Annotated in this window: 19 protein-coding genes and 1 CRISPR repeat array; all 19 genes read left to right on the top strand. The window is 47.9% G+C overall.

What is annotated here, in order from left to right; translation table 11 throughout:
* Positions 1-2: 2 nt before the first annotated feature.
* Positions 3-1,874: a TIGR03986 family type III CRISPR-associated RAMP protein gene (locus tag FYJ84_RS04905; RefSeq protein ID WP_154406483.1), complete on the top strand. Its 1,872-nt coding sequence runs from the start codon at positions 3-5 to the stop codon at positions 1,872-1,874.
* A gap of 19 nt (positions 1,875-1,893) precedes the next feature.
* Positions 1,894-2,265: a CRISPR-associated protein gene (locus FYJ84_RS04900; protein ID WP_154406482.1), complete on the top strand. Its 372-nt coding sequence runs from the start codon at positions 1,894-1,896 to the stop codon at positions 2,263-2,265.
* A 31-nt stretch (positions 2,266-2,296) separates the two neighbouring features.
* Positions 2,297-3,886, top strand: a complete 1,590-nt coding sequence (locus FYJ84_RS04895) for a TM1812 family CRISPR-associated protein (protein WP_154406481.1) — start codon at positions 2,297-2,299, stop codon at positions 3,884-3,886.
* Between the two features lie 3 nt (positions 3,887-3,889).
* A complete protein-coding gene (locus FYJ84_RS04890) occupies positions 3,890-5,998 on the top strand; it encodes a hypothetical protein (protein WP_154406480.1) in 2,109 nt (702 codons plus the stop codon).
* Between the two features lie 816 nt (positions 5,999-6,814).
* Positions 6,815-7,027 carry a hypothetical protein gene (locus FYJ84_RS04885; protein ID WP_154406479.1) on the top strand — a complete coding sequence of 71 codons (213 nt, stop codon included), beginning with the start codon at positions 6,815-6,817 and terminating at the stop codon, positions 7,025-7,027.
* Positions 7,027-8,880 carry a TM1812 family CRISPR-associated protein gene (locus FYJ84_RS04880; RefSeq protein ID WP_205764106.1) on the top strand — a complete coding sequence of 618 codons (1,854 nt, stop codon included), beginning with the start codon at positions 7,027-7,029 and terminating at the stop codon, positions 8,878-8,880. The genes FYJ84_RS04885 and FYJ84_RS04880 overlap by 1 nt, the downstream gene beginning before the upstream one ends.
* Positions 8,881-9,110: 230 nt before the next feature.
* Positions 9,111-10,476: direct repeats of the CRISPR family, unit length 37 nt; unit sequence ATTACGTAAGAACCAATGCCGCGTGCGGCATTGAAAC.
* Positions 10,477-10,613: 137 nt separating this feature from the next.
* Positions 10,614-10,889, top strand: coding sequence for a CRISPR-associated endonuclease Cas2 (gene cas2, locus FYJ84_RS04875; RefSeq protein WP_154406477.1), 276 nt, complete (start codon positions 10,614-10,616; stop codon positions 10,887-10,889).
* 68 nt (positions 10,890-10,957) lie between these two features.
* Entirely contained in the window at positions 10,958-11,941 is a 984-nt protein-coding gene (cas1, locus tag FYJ84_RS04870; protein WP_205764105.1) for a CRISPR-associated endonuclease Cas1, read from the top strand.
* Between the two features lie 139 nt (positions 11,942-12,080).
* Positions 12,081-14,048 (top strand): ATP-binding domain-containing protein, encoded by a 1,968-nt coding sequence (locus tag FYJ84_RS04865; RefSeq protein WP_205764104.1) that lies wholly within the window; start codon positions 12,081-12,083, stop codon positions 14,046-14,048.
* 32 nt (positions 14,049-14,080) lie between these two features.
* A complete protein-coding gene (locus FYJ84_RS04860; RefSeq protein WP_154406474.1) occupies positions 14,081-14,221 on the top strand; it encodes a hypothetical protein in 141 nt (46 codons plus the stop codon).
* Between the two features lie 18 nt (positions 14,222-14,239).
* Complete coding sequence (locus tag FYJ84_RS04855; RefSeq protein WP_154406473.1) at positions 14,240-14,524, top strand: hypothetical protein; 285 nt, start codon at positions 14,240-14,242, stop codon at positions 14,522-14,524.
* Between the two features lie 174 nt (positions 14,525-14,698).
* Complete coding sequence (locus tag FYJ84_RS04850; RefSeq protein WP_154406472.1) at positions 14,699-15,319, top strand: hypothetical protein; 621 nt, start codon at positions 14,699-14,701, stop codon at positions 15,317-15,319.
* Positions 15,297-17,795: an Hsp70 family protein gene (locus FYJ84_RS04845; RefSeq protein ID WP_154406471.1), complete on the top strand. Its 2,499-nt coding sequence runs from the start codon at positions 15,297-15,299 to the stop codon at positions 17,793-17,795. Before FYJ84_RS04850 ends, FYJ84_RS04845 begins: the two co-directional genes overlap by 23 nt.
* 114 nt (positions 17,796-17,909) lie before the next feature.
* On the top strand, positions 17,910-19,130 hold the full coding sequence (locus tag FYJ84_RS04840) for a hypothetical protein (RefSeq protein ID WP_154406470.1): 1,221 nt from the start codon (positions 17,910-17,912) through the stop codon (positions 19,128-19,130).
* 51 nt (positions 19,131-19,181) lie between these two features.
* On the top strand, positions 19,182-19,631 hold the full coding sequence (locus FYJ84_RS04835) for a hypothetical protein (protein ID WP_154406469.1): 450 nt from the start codon (positions 19,182-19,184) through the stop codon (positions 19,629-19,631).
* Between the two features lie 212 nt (positions 19,632-19,843).
* On the top strand, positions 19,844-20,602 hold the full coding sequence (locus FYJ84_RS04830; RefSeq protein WP_154406468.1) for an HNH endonuclease signature motif containing protein: 759 nt from the start codon (positions 19,844-19,846) through the stop codon (positions 20,600-20,602).
* 133 nt (positions 20,603-20,735) lie between these two features.
* A complete protein-coding gene (locus FYJ84_RS04825) occupies positions 20,736-22,454 on the top strand; it encodes a hypothetical protein (protein ID WP_154406467.1) in 1,719 nt (572 codons plus the stop codon).
* A 331-nt stretch (positions 22,455-22,785) separates the two neighbouring features.
* Positions 22,786-23,052 (top strand): hypothetical protein, encoded by a 267-nt coding sequence (locus FYJ84_RS04820; RefSeq protein WP_205764103.1) that lies wholly within the window; start codon positions 22,786-22,788, stop codon positions 23,050-23,052.
* Between the two features lie 179 nt (positions 23,053-23,231).
* Positions 23,232-24,536 carry a hypothetical protein gene (locus tag FYJ84_RS04815; protein ID WP_154406465.1) on the top strand — a complete coding sequence of 435 codons (1,305 nt, stop codon included), beginning with the start codon at positions 23,232-23,234 and terminating at the stop codon, positions 24,534-24,536.
* The last annotated feature ends 34 nt before the right edge of the window (positions 24,537-24,570 follow it).

Genomic DNA, 24,570 nt, shown 5'->3' with positions numbered 1-24,570 from the left:
ATATGGCTGGGAATAATTATCGAGGAAATAATTCGCGTAACAATAGGAATGGCAATAATAATAGGAGAGGCAATCATAACAACAATACACCTGTATCGGTTGAGCGCAATGCGGAAGCACCATATAATTTTGTGCCTTTGATTAGTGAAGTAGTTGCTGGTGAAATTGCTGAGGTCAGCCAGGCAGCTTACAAGGAGCATGTACTGGCTCATGGGAAAAACACCGGCTATATTGATTTGGAGATTACATCCAAGAGTCCGTTATTTATTGGTGGCAATGGAGAAAAGTTTTTTGCCCCTTCCGGCAAGCCTATGATTCCTGGTAGCAGTATCCGTGGAATGGTGAAAAACCTGTTCAAGATTATTACCTGTGGCTCAATGCGCCCCGGGGAGGACATTGAGGACAAGCATTTATACTCACGGGGCATGGCTGCCAAGGGGAATTTTGGCAAGTATTATTCTGAGCGCATGAGCGAGATGAAGACTTTTACTAATGATGGCAAGCAGGTACGGAAGTCTTTTAGCAAGGCACAGCCAGGCTTTCTGATTAAGCTCAAGGGTACAGGTGAGTATTATGTTTGCCCGGCCCAGGGGAAAAAGGTCAAATATGAGGAAAATGACAGGAGAAGGTCAGCCAAGAAGGGTTCTGTTACCTGGCCGGTGAAGAAAGAGGATACGGACATCTACAGGTGTGAGATTCACACTGGCAAAATGACTCACAAGGATAAGAAAACTGGCAGGTTTGAGGACAAATGGATTTATTATACGATCTTTTCCCCTGACTGGCGCAAGGAAAACCGTATCCCGGTGCCAAGTGAAGTGGTGCGTGACTATGACAACGACCATCCAGCCAATGACAAGCTGAAGGGCATCAGTTTGAGGGCTTTGGCAAAGAAGGATAATGAGGCTGCCGGTTTTACCCACTGCAAGGATATTGATTTTGTGGTACCCTGCTGTTATCTGGCAGAGGATGGTGTAGTGCAGCATTTCGGGCATGGGCTGCATTACCGCATACCTTATAAGAAGTCCATTGCAGACCACATATCAAAGAACTTGAAGGATGAAAGCGTGGCAGACCTGTCCGATATGATTTTCGGGCGCAGGGAGCTGTGGGGCAGCCGGGTATTCTTTGAGGATGCACTGCATGACGGCACGGTGAAAAAACTGGGCAGTTCCCTGACTCATCCGCTTTTGTCGCCGAAGCCTACTTCCTTCCAGCTGTATCTGGAGCAGTCTCCTGATGCTGACATGAATACCCTGAAGCATTGGGATGAGGAGGCAAAAATCCGCGGCTACAAACTTTATTGGCATCAGGGCAATAACGAAAACCAGTGGCAGCTGAATAAAAATAAGGATAAAGTCATTGATGGCATGAAGCCAATTGAGCCTTTGGCTGCCAATAATCTTTTCAAGGGCAGGATACGTTTCAGCAATCTCAGTGATGTGGAGCTGGGAGCACTGCTGGCTGTATTTGACTTGGCACGTCAAGATGAGAATATCTGCTACAAGCTGGGCATGGGTAAGTCCATTGGCCTGGGCAGTGTGGAGATAAGTGCCAGCTTGCACCTTATTGATGAAGCGGCACGTTATGGCTGCATGTTTGATGCTGATGGCATGGCGGCAGGCGATGCAGACGGAGAAAAACAGTGGGATAGACTGATAAGCGGTTTTGAGGCATATCGTGCACAGCATCTGCAGCGGGAGAAGGCTTTCCAGAAGGTGCTGTCAGAGCTGAAAACCATGCTTGATTGGAGTGTAACAAAGAACCAGGCAAAGTGGTTGCCGAAGATGGCGTACATGCCGATTGGTGATAAAACTGATCACCGCTATAGGGACAGAGCCATTTTGAAAAAGCCAAGCGAGTATATACAATAAATACAATTTAGGAGGAACAATGGGAATATTTATCAATCACACAAATCATCCGTCAGCAAGCTGGTCGGATGAGCAGCGGCAGGCTGCGCTGGCATACGGGGAGATTATGGATATTCCCTTTCCTGGTATAGCAGCTGACCTGGATGAAGCCCAGGTTCAGGTGATGGCGGAGAAGGCTTTGGGGCAGATGCTGCCCCTTGAGCCGTCAGCTGTACTGGTGCAAGGGGAATTTACATACAGCTATGCCTTGATTAAGCTGCTGCAGGAGGCAGGCGTCACTGTCCTGGCTGCCTGCAGTGAACGGCAGACAGTGACCACTGTCAACGCGAAGCAGGAAACTGTGCGGCAGTCGGTATTTAGTTTTGTGAGATTTCGTAATTATACATGCTGAATGAATTTGTGCCATGTAAAGGAGAAAGAATATGAAGAACGCGATGCTGCTGTTTTTAAGTGATGTAAAATTACAGTCCGGCAGGCTGAGTGAGCAGGAATATGATACGGATTCTCTGGGAATCATTAAAGCAGGCCATACCAATGAGGCATCACTTCTATACATGGATAGGAAGCTGGCACAGAATGGTGAAAGCCTGGATTATGTTTTCGTCTTTGTGAGCAACCTTGTAGGTGGCAGGGGGGAATCAGCTGGCAACAAGATTTCCTATATTGAACCGGGTGCGGATACGGCAGCTGAGTATACTCATCAGGCTGTATTTGAAAAGCTGATTCTGCACAAATGCCCTCAGCTGGCAAACAAGCTGATTTATTGCGACTTTGATGAAGATAAGGATAACGTTCAGGCGATACAATATGTACTGAAAATGGTCGGGCTGATTAGCGACAGGCTGTCAGGCTCGCCAGATGAGTGGAAGATACATGTGGACCTGGCAGGCGGCCTGCGCCATGCGGCTGTGCTGATGCTTTCCGTACTGCACATGCTGCGCTATACGGGCTTGCAGATTGGTGATGCTGTATATGCCAATTTTTCAAAAAAACCTCGTAAGTGCATAGAGGATGTTTCTATAGTCCATGAAATGTTCGAGATGGTTTCCGGCACTGACTCTGTACTCAACTCTGCCAACCTGCGGGATATACAGGCGTATTTTGACTTGCATGTACCTGCGGAGCAGCAGAGTAGCGAGCTGCGCAGCCTGCTGACTGCCTTGGAAAGCTTTTCCAATGCTGTGAAGCTGTGCCACACCGGTAAATTTGAGGGAGCGGCACGGGATTTGGCATCTGCCATGTCCAGCTTCCGGCAACTGGAGCATAAAAGCGTGCATGAGGAACTTTTTGCCCAGGTGCTACATTCCCTGGAGCGTGATTATGCAGATATTGTAAGGGAGGATGCTTCCCGGCAGGATATTATCCGCTGGTGCCTGGAAAAGGATTTTTTGCAGCAGGCCATGACACTTTTCAACGAATGGATGCCGGAAATCCTGATTGAGAAAAAAGCCTATTATCCGTCACTGGAGTGCGGTGAGCAGATTGTGGAATTTTGCAAGCTGAAAAATGATAAGAAATTCGTTACATGGCAGGATTATTTTGTGAAGGAATTTTCCCCAAAAAGCTACAAGGCACTCATGAAGGAGATGTACACGCTGGAGAGCAATAAGGCAGGCAAAAAGATAAGCAAGGATGAACTGGAACAGCTTCTGAGCAAGTTGCCGAGCCACTTGCAGCCTATCGATAGGAACAAAAAATTGCCGTCAGTGCAAATGGAAAGGTTTGAAAGCTTATGGCATAGAAGTTCTGCAAAATCTTTGGATAATGCTGTCGTACAGCGCATGAATGCTTGCCGCAATATGCTCAGCAAAAGGCTGGCTGTCACTGATTTTGATGATGAGGATGTAAGGGATTTGCTGGGCATCATCATCTGGGTGCGCATCCAGCGCAATAAGATAAATCACGCAATGTATGATGGTGAGGTTGATATAGAGCTTCTCAGGCATGTGCTGTATCACGGCCTGAATATGCTGCGTGCTATGGACAAAATGAAACAAGGGAAGTGTAGCTAAGAGATGAAGTATTATCTGTATCTTGATGAAAGTGGCAAGTTTTTGGATGATAGTGGCAGGCAGGGCACTGCTCCTTCTATTGTGGCAGGATTATTGCTGGAAGGCAGGCCCCTGAACAGGCAGCAGGCTGAGTCGTATTTTTATGCTGTCAAAAAGAGCAGCCCTGCCTTTCGGGATATCAATGTCAGGAATTTTCATGGCTTGGAGGAAAACGATGCCGCCTTGCCGGAGTTTGTGGTAACTTTGTTGATTAAGGCAATAAAAAGCAACGCAAATTCTTCCCTGGTTGAGTTTTCCAGTGTGCATCTGAACAAGCTGGGCAACAGGGACTTGAAATATCTGAATATTTTTGCGGAAGGTGTTATCCAGCTTTTGCAGAAATTGCTACTTATGACTTCTGAGAAGGTGGATTTGCATATTATCTATGCACGGCGTGTGAGTAATGAGGCAAGTGAAAAGGCAGGCTATGGCATCTATCTGACCAATGAAGAATATAATGTGCGCATCAGGGAACGCATCTTTTTGCGCCTGGCCAGGTTTTCCCGTGCCGCCAGAGACAGGGTGGCTGTTTCCCTGCAGCAGGGGGATGCAAACAATGATGTGGAGCTGATGTTGGCAGATGCCGTCAATACAGTGCTGCGGGGCAAGCGTGCGCTTTTTTCACCTGACCAGTTAGGCAAGGTGGACAAGTTGCCTATCATGCGTTTTGAGGCTTTGGCAGATGATGCCTGGAGCATGGTATGCAAGTACCTGGAATCCAATCAGCTGGCAGAAGCTTTGCTGGCATGGTTTGTTGATTATTATGAGGATGCATGCCATCAGGTGCATCAAAATGAGTTTTATGAGCTTTTGGAGCGCAAAATCAGGGATGTGGGGCGTGATGGCATGCAGAGGCAGCATGAGATATTGTCACAGCAGCTGAATAATATGGCAATCAACAGGGATTTTGCGAGAACAGAAAAGCTTTTGCATCGGTTGCAGGATGAATACCTGACATTTTTGCAGGCAAGGCAGCTTGATTCGGTGTGGTTTAAGTTCGACCTTTATTTCCATGCCCTGACATATTATTCCCATCTGGGCAGGCACAGGGATGCCAGAGCTGCTATAGAAGTGTGCAACAGCCTGCTGGGCAGCCTGCCATCCTCCTGGGAGATGGTGGATTATTATATTTCCTACCGGCTGCGCCTGGCAGAGTATTACAAGGACAATTTTGATTTTTGCGAGGCAATGAAGGTGCTGTCAGGACTTGAAAAGCTGCTGTGTGATACGCTTGAGGTAATGGGAATGGTGGATGAATTGGGCATGTTTGCCGGTAATCTGACATCGGACAGCCTGGGCAAGGTCTACAATTCCATGACGGCTGCTCTGAGCTGCATGGAGCGCAGCGAGGAAAATTATGACCGGGGCATGTCTTTCAGCGAATTGGCGCTCAGGCACAAGCCGGATAATCGCAGCAGGGTCGGGTTGTCCACGGCTGCCCTGGCATGCCATTATGGCCATATTGCAAAGGCCCTGGAGTATTTATATATGGCATTTGATGTGGATGATTCTGCTGATGGTGCACATAAGCTGGCAGTGCTGCTGGAACGAATTTTGCCTGTTAATTATGGCAGCATTTTTGCACTCAGGGTGTATGCAGATATTATGGCTGGGGCTGTGGAGCATGACAGGGGACTGGCGGATTCCATGTATGAGGCATTGAAGCAGGCTGATTGCATGGAGGCTGTTCTTGCCATGTCGGATTATCCTGCCAATGTAGTTCTGTGGAAGTATGCTGTCTACAGGATGTGCAGCGGACTGAAGGGTAGTGAGGCGGCGGCAAGAAAATCATTGGAGATAGCTTATGCCCATATTGAAAATATTACTATTTACATGCAGGGACTGGCTGCCCAGGCGGATTTTGCCGCCTGCACACGGAGCAAAAATTCCTATGCCAATGAATTGAATGATTTGCAAAGGCATGTGCAGGCTGTATTGGCACAGCCTGATTTGCCGGAAGCTGTACTGCGTGTCGCAAATGATTTTGCCTGCAAGATTTCCAGCCTGGAGGGAGACTCCGTGGAAGCGAGGCAGGTATTGCGGGAGGCTGCGTCATCAATTCCTGTCTTGTGAGGAAGAAATCATATCTGGCAAGGCCCAGGAGCGATAATAATTGACTGCTGGAGATTGTTATGATAAAATTAACCCAGAGTGAGGGCTGCTGTGAACCGTGAAAAATGGCAGTCGTAAGTTGAATATTTTCGTGGACTAAAGGAAGCCTTTGTTGCAGGGGTTTGCGGATTGTTTTTCGGCTTTTGGGAAACAGTGTCCACGAAATATTTGGCGGTTTTTGCGAAAAGCAGCCGCTTGAGATAATTTTTAGTTTTAACCCTAACATTCCCGTTGGTTCACCGGGGATGCTATTGTGCACAGGGAAATGCCGCGTGCGGCATTGAAACGCGCAAGACACGGATGCGCTTTCTACAGGGCGATTAAATTGTGCACAGGGAAATGCCGCGTGCGGCATTGAAACGTCTCGGAGAGCAAAGTCTCCTCTAAATAGCAAATTGTGCACAGGGAAATGCCGCGTGCGGCATTGAAACTTGCTATTCCAGTGTGCAACCCCAGGAGAATGGTACAAATTGTGCACAGGGAAATGCTGCGTGCGGCATTGAAACTGACACACCAAATAAACTACAGAAAAAACCAGACAGGATTGTGCACACACTACCATATACAATGAAATTCGACGGGTAACACCCCATCCTAAAAGCAATCGTGGGCGTAAGCCACAGTATACAGCCAATCGTGGGCAGAAAGCTTATGAAGAACACCGGAAACACTCTAGGAAACCTCTGAAAATTTATTGTGACGATTGCGAACTATTCGTCCAATGGATGGTAGCGCAAGTACGCGATAAGCGTTGGTCGATAGATGCCTGCGTAGGGTATGCCAGACGTTACAATCTGTTCAATGCAAAATACATACAGCTATGCCTTGATTAAGCTGCTGCAGGAGGCAGGCGTCACTGTCCTGGCTGCCTGCAGTGAACGGCAGACAGTGACCACTGTCAACGCGAAGCAGGAAACTGTGCGGCAGTCGGTATTCAGTTTTGTGCAGTTCCGCAGCTATGGCATGGAAAACGATGGGGAGAAATCATGATGAAAAATGCAGTTTTATTGTTTTTGAGTGAAATTCATCTATCTAAGGGGAAATATCTGTCATCAACCAGCTACCATGCGGCACCTTTTGCAGATATAAAATGCATCCAGACCAATGAGGCTGCTGTGAAGTATCTGCTGCAAAAGCTTGCCGGACAGCAGGAAACGTTGGATTATATCTTTGCTTTTTCTACTCAGAAGACTAAGGAAACTATTTCTTATGTTGATGACCGGACAGGTCAGCAGTTGGCAGCAGTTCAGCGGGATATTTTTGCTGGTGAAGTGGCAAAGGTATGCCCGGAATTAGCGAAAAAGATAATTTATGTGGATTATGATGAAAACTGTTCTGCAGAGAGTATTGTCTTATATGTTCTAAAGATGGTTGATGAAATACGTGCTATACTGGGGACTGAGGCTGATAGCTGGCGTATTCATACTGATTTAACAGGCGGTATGCGCCATGCTGCTGTGCTGATGCTATCTGTACTTCACATGCTGAAATATTCAGGGATTGAGATTGGGCAGGCGATCTATGCCAACTATTTCCGGGAAGATACTTCCCGCAACAGGATAGAGGATGTGTCTTCTATCCACAGGATGTTTGAACTGGTTTCCAGTACGGATTCCTGCATTAATTTTGCCAGTATGCGAGAGGTGGAAAAATATTTTGCTGCTGTGCCTGAAGGAGAAATCAGCAAGCGGCTCAGAGACCTGCTGATTTCCATGCAGGAATTTTCCGATGCTGTGAAAATCTGCCGCACCGGGCGGTTTGAGTTGTCCCTCAAAAAGCTGGCTGCTAATTTGCAGGCGTTTAAAAATTATCAGGGAAAAAGTGCCCAGGAGCAGCTTTTTGCCCAAGTCTTGGAAACGGTGGAACGGGATTATGGGGATATAATCAAGGCAGAGCCATCGCGTATTGATATTATCCGCTGGTGCGTCAAGAAAGGCTTCCTGCAGCAGGCGATGACATTATTTACTGAGTGGATGCCGGGCGAACTGGTAAAGCGTAAATTGTATTATCCATCACCGGTATATGATTTTGAAATACGCGAAACATGCCAGAAGTCTGACTTGGGCTATAAGTTGTTTGAAAATGTGTTTGTCTATGATTTTTGTAGTACGCTGGAGAAATTAAGGGAGAAAAAGGAGAACAACAAGCCTAATGGTATGACAAAAAATAGTCTTAATATGGTACGAATGTATTTTCAAAATAATCAAACCGGCCCATTGCCTGAATATATAGACAAGAAGTTGTGGAAGTCATTTATGCAGGAAATAAAGTATGTAGCAGCTTATCAAGAGCAAATTCGTGCTGGCAGGTTGTATATTGGTGATTTTATATCGGATCATGAATGTCTTGCTATGGTGCTGGATGGAAGGAAAAAGGGTGATGGTAAAAGAAAGGAATGGCAGTTATATGATTATCTGATGGATTACAAGTTAAATGCGCAAACCATATATAATTATTTGACGGTTGTGCCAGGTGAGTTGTTGCGTGACTTGCTGGAAAAATTATCCGTATTTCCTGAAGAACCTAAGCCGGAGCAAGTACCAGTTATTGAGGTTCCGACCATTCCGTATTATGCTTATGATTATCCAAATCTTATTATGAGTACAGGTTCCTTTAATTGGGATGACCGCAAAGAAAGCATTTGCAGGATGCTGACTGAGGGAATTGTTTGTACCGATACATCTGATATAGAAAATCTATTATATGTGATGGAAATTTTGTCATGGCTCAGAAAGCAGCGTAATGAGATTAATCATGCGTATAATGGTGTTGATGTTGCCTCCAGCGAGGATGTTGAGCATTATATTATGTTGGCATTGAAAAAAATTGAGCAGTTAAACTGAAAATTGCAAGTATCAAAAAAATGTGGTATACTAGTTATGCAGTTGAATTTTCGTTGCAGGGGCTGATTTAGCCCCTTGCAAATTAATAGCGCGAAGGGCTGTTATTTCCTGCTTTGCGGGTTATGCTTTTATAGTGTGCAGTGCAAATTAAGCGTTTGTTTGCCGTTGTCGGCTTTGTAAATTAAAACTGTGTTTCAGGTTCAGTGTTTCTGCGGTTTGGCAGGGACACGATTACGTAAGAACCAATGCCGCGTGCGGCATTGAAACATGAGGCATATCCTGCCCCAGATATCCCCGACTGTACCATTACGTAAGAACCAATGCCGCGTGCGGCATTGAAACACCTTGTTATCCTCTACAAAATTATTGATGAAATCGAATTACGTAAGAACCAATGCCGCGTGCGGCATTGAAACCTCCTCAAGGCGACGCTGCAGTGCTTCGTTCTGAATTACGTAAGAACCAATGCCGCGTGCGGCATTGAAACCGTGCGCGCAGGCGTTAATAATCAAACACCACTGGTACATTACGTAAGAACCAATGCCGCGTGCGGCATTGAAACTTACCATCCCTTGGACTGCTTGGCCCATACAGAGTTGAATTACGTAAGAACCAATGCCGCGTGCGGCATTGAAACTTCATTTAGGGTTATCCTTATATTTTCGTGGTTTTTCATTACGTAAGAACCAATGCCGCGTGCGGCATTGAAACATAACATCAAGGACATTCAGTCCAGAATCAAGTTCATATTACGTAAGAACCAATGCCGCGTGCGGCATTGAAACCGGGGATAATTATAGTTATAAATATCAACTATATGAAGTATTACGTAAGAACCAATGCCGCGTGCGGCATTGAAACACCTAATACGTGCTTCCAGAACTCTCTTTACTTCCATAATTACGTAAGAACCAATGCCGCGTGCGGCATTGAAACTAGCCCCTGCTACTGTCCTCCCCTTATTTGTCTCCCTGGATTACGTAAGAACCAATGCCGCGTGCGGCATTGAAACAGATACTGTTTGCGTCCGAGGACGGCTTGGATATTCATTACGTAAGAACCAATGCCGCGTGCGGCATTGAAACCTTGCGTCCTCCTCAGTCTTAAAAACCTTTAAGTCAAATTACGTAAGAACCAATGCCGCGTGCGGCATTGAAACAACATCCTTGCCGTTACTCCGTCTATGCTTTTAACATTACGTAAGAACCAATGCCGCGTGCGGCATTGAAACTACGGATAATGTTATGATTTGACACAGAGAATTCAATTACGTAAGAACCAATGCCGCGTGCGGCATTGAAACCTCTAAACCTATTGACAAGAATAACTTCTACGCTTAGTTACGTAAGAACCAATGCCGCGTGCGGCATTGAAACCCGAAATTCAGCTTAACAACTTCATTGCCGTCCTTATCAATTACGTAAGAACCAATGCCGCGTGCGGCATTGAAACTTCTCGTCCATATCTGCCTTTACAAAGATAACATCAATTACGTAAGAACCAATGCCGCGTGCGGCATTGAAACTTAGTCCCGCAGGACTAAAAGGCATAAGCTCAAAATTACGTAAGAACCAATGCCGCGTGCGGCGTAAAAACACCATATATAATTTTGGGCTCCCTGTGTGTATTGCACAGGGAGTTATTTTTTGCGCAAAAATTCACATTTTTTTTGCTCATAGTAATCTACACAGATAGCTATACTATACCTATAAGATGTCAATTGGAGGTTCAGCATGAAATATTTGATATGTTATGATGTGTCCAGCGATAAATGCCGCAGGCGTATTGCCAAATATCTGGAGTCATTTGCTTATAGGATGCAGTACAGTGTTTTTATGGCGCAATGCACCAGTGAGCAGATAGAAAAGGTGAAAAACAAATTATTTTGTCTGGGGAATGGGCAGGCGGATATTATTCTCACCATTGTTCCCCTGTGCCAGAGCTGTGAGGCAAAGATGTGGCAGTTTGGCAAGCCTATGGAAGTAGCACCGATATGCGTGATTGCCTAGAATCATAAATGGCATATAATACATGGCATATAAGATATGACATATATTGCAGGATAGGAGCGATTATTATGAGCACGGTATATTTATTGTCAGCAGGTCAGAGAATGTGTAAAAATGGCGGACGCATAGAAATCTGGAAGGATACCAGGGAAAAAATGTATAGCCTGACACTGGAGGATATTAGCAGTGTTGTGGTGGGAAGCCACACCCAGATAAGTACGGAAGTGATTTACACTCTTTTGCAGAACAGCGTGCAGATTAGCTATATTGACAGGAGCGGAAAACTGCTGGGCTGCATGGCTGACAATAAAATATCCCTGGACAGGCTGCTGATGCAGCAGAGGTGCTTTGTCCACCCGAAGATTGCGGCGGAGCTTATCCGTCATACCATCAGCAGGAAAATGGAAAATCAGCGTCATTTGCTGTCATATTATGCCAGCAGCCAGCAAAATGAAAGGCTGAAAGAGGCTGCCGCAGTTATCAGGATTTATGAGCACAAGCTGTCTTATACGGATGCGGCAGAGGAGCTGCGTGGTTATGAAGGGATTGCCTCCCGGGTATATTTTGAGGCATTTGGGGAAATCTTTGACAGCCGTCAATGGGATTGGTCAGGGCGCAACCGCCGTCCGCCCCAGGATCCAGTAAACAGCATGCTCAGCTACGGCTATGCTTTTCTGGAGCGGGAGGTGCGTGCCGCTATTGCCGGTGCCAGGCTGGATGCCAGGATAGGCTTTCTCCACAGCAATAACGGGCGCAAGGACAGCCTTGTGTTTGATTTGCTGGAATTATTCCGGCAAAATGTCATTGATAAGTTTGTTTTGAAAATGATAAACCGGCAGCTGCTTCTGCCCATAGATTTTGCTTATGATGAAGAACTGGGCTGCCGCTTCAGCGATGCTGCCAGGCGCAAATGGATTTTGTATTATGAAAAGTATATGCTTGCCCAGCGCAAAATGCTGGATGGCATGAACTGGCGGCAGCATATCCAGAAGGAGATAGAGTCTTTTGCCGATATGATATATGAAAAAGCTGCTCACTATTTGCAGCCATGAGTGCCATAAGGCTGCGGTTATGTGGTGCGGAGCATGATGCAATCGGCAATGCCATAGTTGATTTATTTCTCCAGCAATAGTTTTGTGGGCATGTTCGTGGTATAATGAGAATATACTGATGAGGATAGGAGCGGGATGTATGGCAATTTTTTATCCACCGCTGAAGGATATGCTGGAATTTCGGGACAGGCCTACCAAGGGGGAGGTGCGCCTGCTGCTGTTTTTGGATAAATATCTAAAGGGACAGGATGACTTTGAGGTGTTTTTTCAGCCCAACATAGAGGGCTATCGCCCGGACGTAGCAATCCTGCGCAGGAACTACGGCCTTTTTCTTATCGAGGTAAAGGACTATATAATGGATGTGTGTTATGAGGTGCAGGATGCGGATAACTGGTTTGTACATGCCAATGGCGGTATTAATCGTGCAGCTTCGCCTATTACCCAGCTGGAAGGCTACAAAAAAGTGTTTTACACACTGTTTGCACCGAATTATGCCGCCAGGGTGCTGGAAAATGGCAAGAATGTCGCATTGGTCAGCTGGGGGGTGTTTTTGTCGGAAACCTCCGACAAGCGGATGGCTGAAATCAGTGCCAGGTGCGGCCTCAAAAGACCGCTGGCGGAAAATAAGTATAAATACATGTGGGGCAGGAATGGCCTGAATAATGCTTATTTTGATGCTATGCTGGAAAGGTGCCACATGTCCGGGAAAGCATCCAGGTATTTTGATGACAGTCTGTATTATGATTTTAAATCCCTGCTTTATCCGCCTGATGAGCTGATGCACCAGAAGGATTTTGCCAACGTGCCGTTGACTAAAGCGCAGCGGCGGCTGGCGCAAAGCCAGGAAAATGTGCGGAAGAAAATCCGCGGTGCTGCCGGTAGCGGCAAGACCACTGCTTTGGCTGTCAGGGCATACAATGCCTATCTGCGGACAGGGGGACCTGTGCTTATCCTGACATTTAATATTACCTTGCGCAATTATATCCGTGATATGCTCAGCCTGCAGCTGCCGCCGGATGAAAAGCATCGGGGCAGGTTCATCAGGGACAATTTTCTGATTTTGCATTATCACGCATTTATTAATATGTACTGGCAGGAATATCTCGGTGACAGGAAAAGGCCTGCAGGCAGCCGGGACTTTACCAGCCTTTACTGGTGCATTCCGGAGGATTTGCCGGAGGGCAAGCGGCGCTTTGGGGCAATTCTGGTGGATGAGGCACAGGATTATGAGAAGCCTTGGATTGACAGCATTTATCGCGTTCTGGCATCGAACGGAGAAATCAGTTTCTGGTGTGATGAGAGACAGAACATATATCAGCGTGCCTTGCATAGTGAAAAGGGGGAGCCGGGCAAGCGTATGTATGTAGGCAAAATACGTGGCAATTGGAACCTGCTGAAGTCTATTAGTTTTCGTATGAGCAACAACATACTGGAGCTGGCGAATGCTTTTCAAAGGAGCATACTCAGTCAGGATTATGAATTTGAGCCTTTGGAAATGAGGCAGACCAGTTTGTTTGATGGGGAAATAATGTATTATTATATGGACAGCTTTGATGTGAAGAAAATTGTTGGTATTTATAATGCTTTTATGGAGAGCCACAGGTCAGCAAATATTCATGTCAATGATGTGGCATTTCTCTGTGACAGGGTGGCAGAGCTGCGCTGGCTGGATTATGAGCTGCGCAGAGCGCCGAATAACAGGCGGACGCATACTGTTTTTGAGGAGGAAGAATTATTTAGGAAGCTGCTGGCAATTCATGCTCCTGAGTGCATCCAGGAGTATCGCTATGGCGTGTTTAAGGGCTGGCTGGAAAATAAGGCGGCACATGTTATGGTGCCTGTTCGCCATGCCAAGCGCATGAGGTTCCAGCGCAATCAGGGCTGCATCAAGCTTTCAACTATTCACTGCTTCAAGGGCTGGGAGATTAATGTAGTTTTCCTTCTGCTGGTGAATGCGGAAGGGATAGATGAAGGCAGTATGAAAAACGAGCTTGTTTATACTGGCATGACGCGAGCCAAGGATTATCTGGTGATTATCAATATCGGGCAGCAGGAGTATCATCGTTTTTTCCAATGGTATATGGATAGTCGGTATCAGGGGATATAGGCGGCATTTATTTTTTGATGGGAGAGATTGTTATGGCAATAGAGGCAGAAAATGTGCCTAATCAGGTTTGTTTAGCAAAGAAGCAGGGAAGGCAGAATATTCTTTTGCTGTTTCTCAGCTATATAAAGGTTGGAATACCGGCAAGGTGGAGCCCCATGACTATGAAGATGTAGGGAAGGCATTTTCTACCAATGAGTCAGCGGTCAGATATCTTCACAAGAAGGCAGGCAGCGTGGACAAGGTATTTATCATTTACGAGGAAAGATGCTGGCTTTGCCAGGGTGAATATTCCGTTGGAGAGCATGAGGGAGATTTTGCGGGTATATGGCTTTTTCAAGAATGAGCGCAATAGCAGTAACCATGCACGGCTGGATGCGGATGTGATTACTGCGGATGATTTAAAGCGCAAAATGCTGTCCGGGTTGCAGATGATTAGAAGACATGTTAAGGAGTATGAAAAGAATAACGGCAAATAAATAGTTTTGTAGGCTGTCGGCTTTAAATGCAAGCTGGCAGCCTTTTTTGCTGGAAAATTTTTTCGGCAATTTCCTTAGTGATTTCCAGCAGCAAAACCTCACAGATTTTTTGACACGAAATCTTTTCTGATGTCTGCTATATTTTATATAGCAAGTATGAAAGGAGTATTTTAGATGAATGAAAATGAGATTGTGAATGAAAATGTTGCTGTACAGAATGATGAAGCTGGGCAGGCAAGGGATATTGTGCAGGACGATGGGAATGTACAAGATGATGAGTGCGTGCAGGAACATTCAGATGCGTCCGATACAGGACTGAAGGCTGAGGCTGCTGATGTACATGCAGAGGCTGCACATACAGATGGTGTCCATGCGGAAGATATGCCTGCAGAAGCTGTGCATGCAAATTATGTACAGGCAGAGGATTTTTATCTGGAGCTGGCAGATTATGCTGCCGAGGGCTGGCGGCTGTGCCAGTATACGAAAGCTCTGGTGGGCAAGGTGCTGAATCCGCAGATTCAGAAGCGGGGCATGAACCAGGTAAAAAGGTTTGACAAGCACAGTGCCGCTTCCCTGGAGAAGCTGGGCATAGAGGTTTTGGATTTTGCCGGGGAGGTCTACAATACCGGGTTGCCGGTGTATCCTATCAATCTGGAGGATTTTGAGGCGGAGGACCAGCTGAGGGTGGAGGTAACCCTTGAGCCCACCATCAAGAAGCTTAATTCCGCGGAGATTTTGAAAAAGGGTTCTGTAGTTGTGGGGAGGATAAACAATGAAGTATTATGTGGGCATTGATTTGGGGACAACCAACAGCGCGATTTCTTCTTTTGACGGGGAAAATGTCAGGGTGTGGAAAAGCAAGAAGGATCAGAATGATGTAACCCCTTCGGCGATTTATGTGGATAAGCGGGGCAAGCGTTTTTATGGCAAGGATGCCTATCTGAAGGCCGCCCAGCAGCCGGAACGCTGTGCTACTCTGTTCAAGCGGTTCATGGGAACCAGCACAAAAATCAAGCTGGGGGATGAGGAGCTGACTCCGGAGGAATGTAGTGCGGAGGTGCTGAGGGAGCTGTACAAGAATCTGCCGGAGGAAATCCGCAGCAGTGATGAGGTAGGCGTGGTGATTACCGTTCCGGCTGCCTTCAACCAGATGCAGAATGCCGCTACCCTGGAGGCAGCGAAACAGGCAGGGCTGGGCAAGGTGGCGCTGATGCAGGAGCCGGTGGCAGCTATCATGAGCGTCATGAAGGCCGGCAGCCGGGATGGCAATTTCCTGATTTTTGACCTGGGCGGCGGCACCCTGGATGTGGCTATTGCAGAGAGCATGTCAGGCAAGGTAAATCTGCTGGCACATGGCGGCATTGCCATGTGCGGCGGCAGGGACTTTGACCGGGTGATTATGAACAACGTGGTCATTCCCTGGCTGCGGAGCAACTATCAGCTGCCTGATGATTTCAGGGCAAGGGATGAGTACAAGAAGCTCCTGCGGATTGCCGCCTATAAGGCAGAGGTGGCAAAGATAGAGCTTTCTTCTGACGAGGTCGTAAATATCGAGGGGGAGACCGGCACCTTTGATGCTGCCGGGGAAGAAATCTACCTGGATGTGGAGCTGCAGCGCAGTACCTATGATGATCTGATAGATGAGCTGGTGATGGAGGCTGTCAGGACTACAAGGGAAACTATTGAGAAGGCGGGGCTGACGCCTCAGGATATTGACCGCATTATCTTTGTGGGCGGCCCGACCAATTATAAATCCCTGCGGGACAAGGTAGTGCTGGAGGTAGGCGTGCCGGTGGGCAGCATTGAGGTGAACCCTATGACTGCCGTGTCCGAGGGTGCAAGTATTTTTGCTGAGTCCATCGATTGGAGCAATGAGGAGCATGGCAGGAAGTCAGCCAGGGAGCAGGTGGAAAGCGGCAAGTCCCTGGGCCTGAGCTTTCGGTATGTGGCACGTTCTACGGCACCAAAGGCGAAGTTTGCTATTGTGCTGGCAAAGCCTGTGACGGGCTATACCTTTGAAATATCTTCCAGGGATACGGGCTGGCATTCCGGCAGCATGGAGCTGAAAAACAGGGCAACCCTGGAACTGGAATTGTTCAGGCGGGGCAGCAATCATTTTCATGTGGACGTATTTGATGCCTCTGGCAGGCCTGTGGAGCTGGAAAACAGCGATATAGAAATTTCCTATACCCTGGCAACTGTAGGTGCTATTCTGGCCTCCCATTCCATCGGGGTGGAGGTCTGCGAGAGCAGCAGCAGCGACAAGGCTGTGCTTGATTACCTGGTACGGGAGGGAGATGCCCTGCCTGCCAAGGGGCAGAAGAAATTCCGGGCTACGGAAACCATCAGGGCTGGCAGCGATGAGGCGATTAATTTCAAGCTGTGGGAAGGCGATATGCAGGAGGATGTGGAGGATAACCGCTTTATCGGCCACATGACCATCACTGGCAGGGATTTTGATTTCGGCATGATTATGGCAGGGGCGGAAATCATCTGCAATTATGTGGTCAACGACTCTGGCAGTATTGACCTGGAAATTTCTGTGCCGTCCATTTCCGAGTCCTTCAACAGCGACAAGAATTTTTACTCCCGGCAGGGCGGCCAGCTGGATTTGGACAAGGTGGCGGACAAGCTGAACTATGATGGCAAGCAGCTGATGATGAGGGTGCGCAATCTGGGGGAAAATCTTGAGGATGGTGCCTATATGGAGCAGCTGAAAAAGGCCGGGGAAGTGGCTTCTCAGGCTATGAATGTGCAGCAGGACAAGTCTGACCATGAGGAATTGCAGCAATTGAACGACGCTATCCTCAAGATGAAGAAGGAGCTGAACAAAATACGCCGGGGCAATTTGCAGCTGCTGCGGGAGAAGACATTGGCTCATTTTGAGGAATCCTACAATGATTTTTATAAAGAAATGGCTAATCAGGAGGAAGATGAACTGTATCATCGGATGTTTGCCGCGGCTCGCAGTAGGATAGCCCAGCCAGGCAACGGCTTTGAGGAGGTCATTGACCACATACGTGGGCTGAATTATGAGGTTATGGCCAAGAGCGACAAATTTATTATCTATGATTTTAATTGCATGATTGATTCACCGGAGGATTTTGAGGACAAGCAGGCCTTTGAGGCCCTGAAGCAGCGGGGCATGAATGCGGTGGTCAATGAAAATATTCAGGCGCTGCGTGAGGTGGTAGACCTTTTGTGGAGCATCAAGCGCAGGGAAGATGATAGTGATGCCAACGGCGTCCGCTCCAATATTGTGAGGGGCTGACAGGAAAGGGGCATGGTGCTGCCGGGATTTTCCCGGCAGCATGTGCGCCTTGTCTGTGGCTGATGAAGTTTCTTGTATGTGTCTGATAAGGTTATGATGGGGAGTGTGATATAGATGAAGCTGAATGAAAACCCGTTTTTTATTCTGGGTGTATCTATACGGGACAGCAAGCAGGTGATTGATGAAAAGGCGGATGACAGATGCTTTGATGAGCCGGAAAGGGAAGAAATTTTTGAAAAGGCCAAGGGGATTCTGTTAAATCCCCAGCAGCGTTTGCAGGCGGAGCTGGGCTGGTTCCCGGATGTCCAGCTGCAGGAGGAGCAGAGGCTGCTTGCTGCCGCTATGAGGCAGCAGGCTGTATTTATGGCCAGTGTCAACAAGCTGGCAGCTATGAATCAGAAGCTCATCGGGCTACTGGGAAAGCCCCGGCTTGCCAATGAGATAGTTTTTCTAGATACTGCCTATAGGGAGATGGACAAGGAGCAGCTTCTGACCTGGGTGAACAGGAGCAGGAGCGTGTCCGGCTTTCCTGCTGTGCAGGGGGTGGAGGCCATCGAGGCGGCCTGGCATGAGGTGCGCAACAATATCCGGGAGCAGCTGCAGGAAGCTGTAGATAACATGGCAGCCAGCCAATACACTCAGACTGCCTTGGAGGTGGCCCAGGCAGTACTTCGGAAGAAGGGGAAGTACGGGGGGATTATCCAGGATTTTATGGATGGCTACCGCCTGTCCGTGGAGCAGCAGCTGGAGGATTTGAAAAAGCATACGATGCAGCTTTTGGACCAGGTGCTGGCAAATCCTTCACGAAGCAATGTGCAGGCTGCCTGTGAGGCTATGGACAAGGGCGGCAGATTGGCACGGCCTTTGGCAGTGATGAGCGTGGCAGAGGGGAAAAATGACTTTTGCTATATAGGACCGGTCTACAATAAGCTTTTTGATGATGTCTGCATGAACCTGTTTAAGCAGAAAGATGAGTATGGTGTTGTCATAATATTGTTTGAAAAGCTTTTGTCAATTACAGGTGATATACCTGATGCTGTAAAAAACCTTAATGAAACATTACAAGTTGTCAGAGAAACTAAAGCTGAATATGATGCTGCCTCTGCCAAGGCACAGCAGGCCGCCAATAAGCCTGCTAGTCCGGCTAATCCGAGGAGCAGGATGAGCCACTCAGAGGATTCTTCCAGAGATGTACCTGCCTCTAGCAGCTCGGGTGATAGCGGCTGCGGCGGCTGCCTGCTTTTGCTGCTGCTGCCTGCCATAGGCGGAGCTATAGCCGGGCCGATAGGTGCTGCAGCTGGTTTCATATTGGCAATTAAGCTGGCGGATAATTAATTTAACAGGGTGATATTTTTGATGGAGTTATGATGAAGGGGGAGATGGGACATGAAAAAGCTGTCCAGGCATGACCTTTTATATTGGATAGAGCACAGGCATGTGCCAGAGGTATTTTTTGATTTGCGTGATACTTTCATAAAGGCGATTATGCATGAGGAGGATGCTTTTTATAAGGCACTTTGCGGCATATTGACGGACATGGAAATTGACATGCTGTTTAACGCAGAGGAATTCGTGGTGGACGGCGTTAAGGTGCGGGAGGGGTATTATGCGGTCATTATGAAATGGCCGGAGCCTCTGGAGGCAACTGAGTGCCTTTTCAGCATTTGCAAGTTTGATGAAGGCTTTGGGGACTTGCGCTACCTGACGGTGGAATGTGATCCTGTTGTGGGAAGTGACACAGTTTTTATCTGTGAGTGGGACAAAAAAGGTCGTCATTTGAATCATGGCACATGTCTGCTGTCTGAGGCGTTGGAAAGATGCCTGAGGATAATCTGAATACGCCTCTGAAGCTGTACTAATCAAACGTCCATAGGATGAGATATACTGTAGATACCCCCGGAAGTTAGAACAAGAAAGCTGGCTGTGGGGGTATTTTTGTTTTTAGGGCAATATCTCACATGTTTTTTGACCATCATCTGATGTGCTGAATTGTTATATTATATACAAGCTGAATGATGAATTTTGTACTGAAATTGAGGTGATGATTCATGGGCAAGCTGATGGATATAGGCTGGAGGATTGCCAAGGGAACGCTGGGCGGCACGGCAAGGGCACTGCTGGGCAGCGGCAGGACGGTTTATGAAGTAGGAAAGGCTGTGGTCAACAGGGATGTGGATGCCGTTGCTGATATAGCTAAAAGGAAGGCGGAGGGCGTCATCAGCGGTGCAAAGGTGCTGGCGGTGGAATCTGCCTGCCTGGGGCGAGATGTGTGCAACAATTACCTGCACGACAGGGAGTTGGTGGATGACCGCAGCAAGGAAAGAATCATACGGCTGGGGTCTGCAATAAGCAGCATCATGCTGGCAGGCCATATTGTGCAGGGATTTGTCTTTGATGATGATGGTGGCATGGAGGCAGGTGATGGCACTGCCTGCAACGCCGGGGCTTATGGCTATGGCTATGTGCATGGCTTCGTGCCTGCTGTGGATGTGGATGAATTGCCCGGGGTAGAGAATGGCATGCTGGTGGATGGCAGCTCCCTGGATAATATTATCGGCATGGGGGAGGTGCCGGACAGCTACCATCTTGACAGCAGCCAGTATGTCAGGGATTTATCTGCCCGGAGTGCTTTTTTGCAGCAGCATGGCCTGTATTCAGTGCCTGCGGGCTATGAGGTGCACCATATCATTCCCCTTTGCCAGGGCGGGGCTGATACCCCGGATAATATGATTTTGCTGTCTGCTGAGGAGCATGCCAAAGTGACTGCTGCCCACAGTGCCTATTATGGCTGGTTTAACAACGGTTAAAGTGAAATAATGTGCAAATAATTTGCAGGTTTGGCAAAATATTGTTAAAAATAGCAGGATATTTTTGCGTTGCGTAGAATATAGAAAGCATAGGTTTTAGTTTAACAGAATTTTGCACAAATGGTGATTTTTTATGGATAATAAGTGGATGGTGGCAGGAGAGCTGCTGCGTGCAGGTGGTCAGAAGCTGGTGGATACCTTGGGGACAGTCAAGGATGAGGCGGCGGACAGATTTGATAATGTGGTGGATTATGTCAAGGAGCGTCAGGAGCAGGCAAAGGAAACCAAGGAAATCCTGCAGCAAAATCAGGAGGCATACCAAAAGGCTTGCAGCCGCAGCTATGCCTGCCAGGAAATGCTGAAAAGGGAGTATGTGGATTTTTGCAGCCAGGTTGCGGAACTGGATGAGAAATTCTTTTCCACCTACAGGCTGCTGTGTGATTTTGCTGATGTGGAGTATGAGGAAACCATGACGGAGCAGCAGGACTGGAAATTGCCCAGCCAGCAGCTGCAGGTGTGGTCCCCGGCTGATTCCGTTCTTTTGAAGGCTGTGGGGACAGGGCTTCTCAGCGGAGCTACGGCAGTGGGGCTGGCTACCGCCCTGGGCACTGCCAGCACGGGTACTGCTATCAGCTCCCTGTCAGGTGCTGCTTATCTTAGTTCCCTGCTGGCATGTATGGGGGGCGGAAGCCTGGCAGCAGGGGGGCTGGGCATAGCAGGCGGTGTGGCTGCCCTTAGTGCCGTGGTGGCGGTGCCTGCCGCGGCTTTTGCTTTGTACAAGGCCGATGAGGCTGTGCAGAAGAACTATGAGCAGGCACTTCTGGAGCACCGCAAGGTCAGGGAATACTGTGCCGAAGTGGAATTGCGCTGGAAAAAGGGCATGCTGATTCGCACGGCTGTCCGCAGCCTGACCATGAATATGTACAGCTTTGGTCAGTTTTTCCGGGATATGCTTAATATGGGAGCCTTTGCGGTCAGCCTGAAAAAGAACAGCCGCTATATGCCCCTCTTGAATGATGCGGCCATTACCCTGGCTGGCTATACCCAGCTGAATGTGCTGGACAAGGATGACTACAATCCTGCTTTTGAGGAAAATCTCCGCCAGCTGAACCTCAAGGCGGAAAAATGCCGCCAGGAGTTTTACAATTTCTTTCTCAGCCTGAGCTCACAGGAGCAAAAGCTGCTGGAGGCTGGCAGGCAGGAGGAATTTGCCTTGAAGCTGGAGCAGGCAAAGGAGGAATTGTCAGGCAGATTTGGTGATAGGTGGAAAAGGCTGGACAATAAATCTCAGAATTTCCTGGTGAGCGGCAGGGCGATTTTTTACCAGCTGGCTGCGGCACGCCAGATGATAGATTATTCCAGCGTGTGCATCGTGGTCAGCAAGGCAGTGGAAGGGGAGCTGAAACGGCGTCTGTTTTCAAATTTTTGCCGGTACATGGAGGAGCGATTGCCCCTGGCAGAGCACGGGAGCCAGTGGCCCTCCGGGCTGTGCCAGTACAAGGACGGCAAGGGATATGTCCTTCGTTCTTCTGAGCAGCTGACGCTGGGCAGCATAGCATACCTCTGCCATTTCAAGCCCGACAGCAGGCTTTCCGAGGCTGCAAGAAACCGCAATCTGCACTGGCTCAGCCAGTATGGCAGGGACAGGCTGTTCAGGAATCTGGCTTCGGAGGAGGAAATCTGGCAGCTGCTATGGGAGATTGGCAGGTTTGCGGACAGCGTGGCTTCCAATTATCGCAATCCAGCAGCCCATAGCGCTTTCTTCGGCTATCAGAAGGCAGTGGAATTTTTTGCTTATGTGCTGGAGGGTGAAAAGAGCCTGCCTTGGATTGTGCAGCAGTTCAGGAAGTGATTGCTGAAATTGCAATAATTGTTGTAACGGATTGCTTTGAATGAGGAAATCTTGCGGAAAATGCAGGTGATATTCTATGTGCAAAATCATCAATCGAAGAAAATCAAATAAAAATATTTTCCTTCATTTTCATAATGACGAGGAAATGTTTGCAGGCATCAAAAAGATTTCCATAAATGATTATGAATATGCTATCGAGTTATGTGACGGTATGGAAAATCCGGATTTTCTCTTTAAAGTATCAAGGGAGACGTCTGATAGGGATATTGTTGAATCCTATTATGCAGTTGCATTTTAATCAGATGAGATTATCAGAAAAGGTGGGAATATGATGCTTGATATTGGAAAATATTCGCTGAAGGTGTCTCCTTATCATCTGTATAAGAGGGCTACGTTAAGAAGATTGCTTGTTGTGTTTAAAGAAATGGGAGAAGAAAAAACCATCCGGGAAATCAATAGCATGATAGATAAAAGTGCTTTTTCTGTGGAAATGCAGGATAAATATAAAGCATCTATGTACCTGCGTGAAACAACCGATGAGGATTGGGCCAGGTTTGTTCTTGAGGATAATAACTTCAAGATAACAACGGGAAAATAAAAAATGGCAGGCGTGTAAATATCTCACATGTTTTTTGACAATCAAGCATGGCGATAAATGTTATAGTATATACAAGTTTTCTGACTTGCTGTGTTATGAAAATTGTTTCCGGTGCTTTTAGATATTGGTGCTGCTAAGCAAGTGGTGTTTTGGGGAAATTTTGAGGGAGGAATGATTTAATGCCGATACGTGAGCTTCTGGCTGAGGCCAGGCAAAACAGGGACCATGAGGCAGTCTGCCGCCTTTATGACCAATGGCAGACAGAGGGCAGGGCTGAGGAGCTCTCCCAGTGGGATTATCTCCATCTGATGAACGGGCTGTACGGGCTGAAGCGATATGAGGACTGCCTGGAGCTGTACAAGCTGCAAAAGCAGGCCTGGCCTGAAGGTGACCTGCTGCACAGCAAAATGGGCTGGTGCGTCTATCATCTGTACATCAAGCCGGTCAAGAAAAATGATTTTGACAAGAAACAGTGCAGGGAGGTTCTGAAAAAGGCGGATTATGTGCTGAAGCTGGTCCGGCAGAAGGATTTTTCACCTTTGTGGCTGATTGTGTATGTGCTTTCCGAGGGGCTGATGGGCGGCAGTCTGGGCGGGCAAAAGGATTTTGCCCTGGCACTGCATTATCTGGATTTGGTGCAGCCGGAGTCTTTGTCTGCTGAATCGGGGGAGACGATGGCAGGCAATAAGAAAATCTCATTGGCTTCCCCGAAGGAGAAGTGGTATTGCCGCAGGGTAAAGTGCCTGTGCAAGCTGGCACGCTATGAGGAGTGCGTCGCTTTTGGTGAGGAAGCACTGAAGGCACTGGGAAGCTTCCACAACAACAGCGATAGCTGGATAAAGCAGCGCATGGCAGTTTCCCTGGCGGGCTTGCAGCAGTTTGAGCAGGCTGAGAAAATCGCCAATGAGATAGTGCGCAGCGGCTTTAGGAACTGGAATATTTTCCATCTGCTGTTCGGCCTGGCATGCCGGGAGGAAAAATTTGATGATGCCTTTAAATATGCCGGCATGTGTGCCGTGGCGGATAATTCCCATGAGATGCGGGTCAGGTTTTATGGTGCGCTGGCAGAGTTTCTGGACAGCCAGGGCAGGGAAAGGGAGGCCATGCTGCACAGGCAGCTGATTGACGCCCTGCGCCAGGAGAAGAACTGGAAGCAGAAAAAAGATGAGAACTGGCATCTGCCGGAGGAAATTGCTGCTCTGTCCAAGGCGGATGTGCTGAAGGAATTGAAGCCTTTGTGGTGGGAGTGGTGCAATATTGGCAGGGTGTTTGCCAGCGGCAGGATAGAGAAGATTTTGCCCAACGGCAGCTCTGGCTTTATCCGGGGTGAGGATGGCAGAAGCTTTTATTTTAGCTTCAAGGATGCCAGATGCCGCCGGGATAAGCTGCAGCCGGAGGCGGAGGTCAGGTTTGCCCTGGAGGAACGGCTGGACAGGAAAAAGAATCAGTGGAAGGAAAATGCCGTGGAGATAACCGTGCCGTAACCGGGCGGCAGGCGCAAGAGGATTTTTGGGGTTA

It is taken from the genome of Anaerovibrio slackiae, assembly GCF_009695585.1.
Lineage (GTDB): Bacteria > Bacillota > Negativicutes > Selenomonadales > Selenomonadaceae > Anaerovibrio > Anaerovibrio slackiae.
This window is presented reverse-complemented; position numbering and strand designations above follow the sequence as displayed.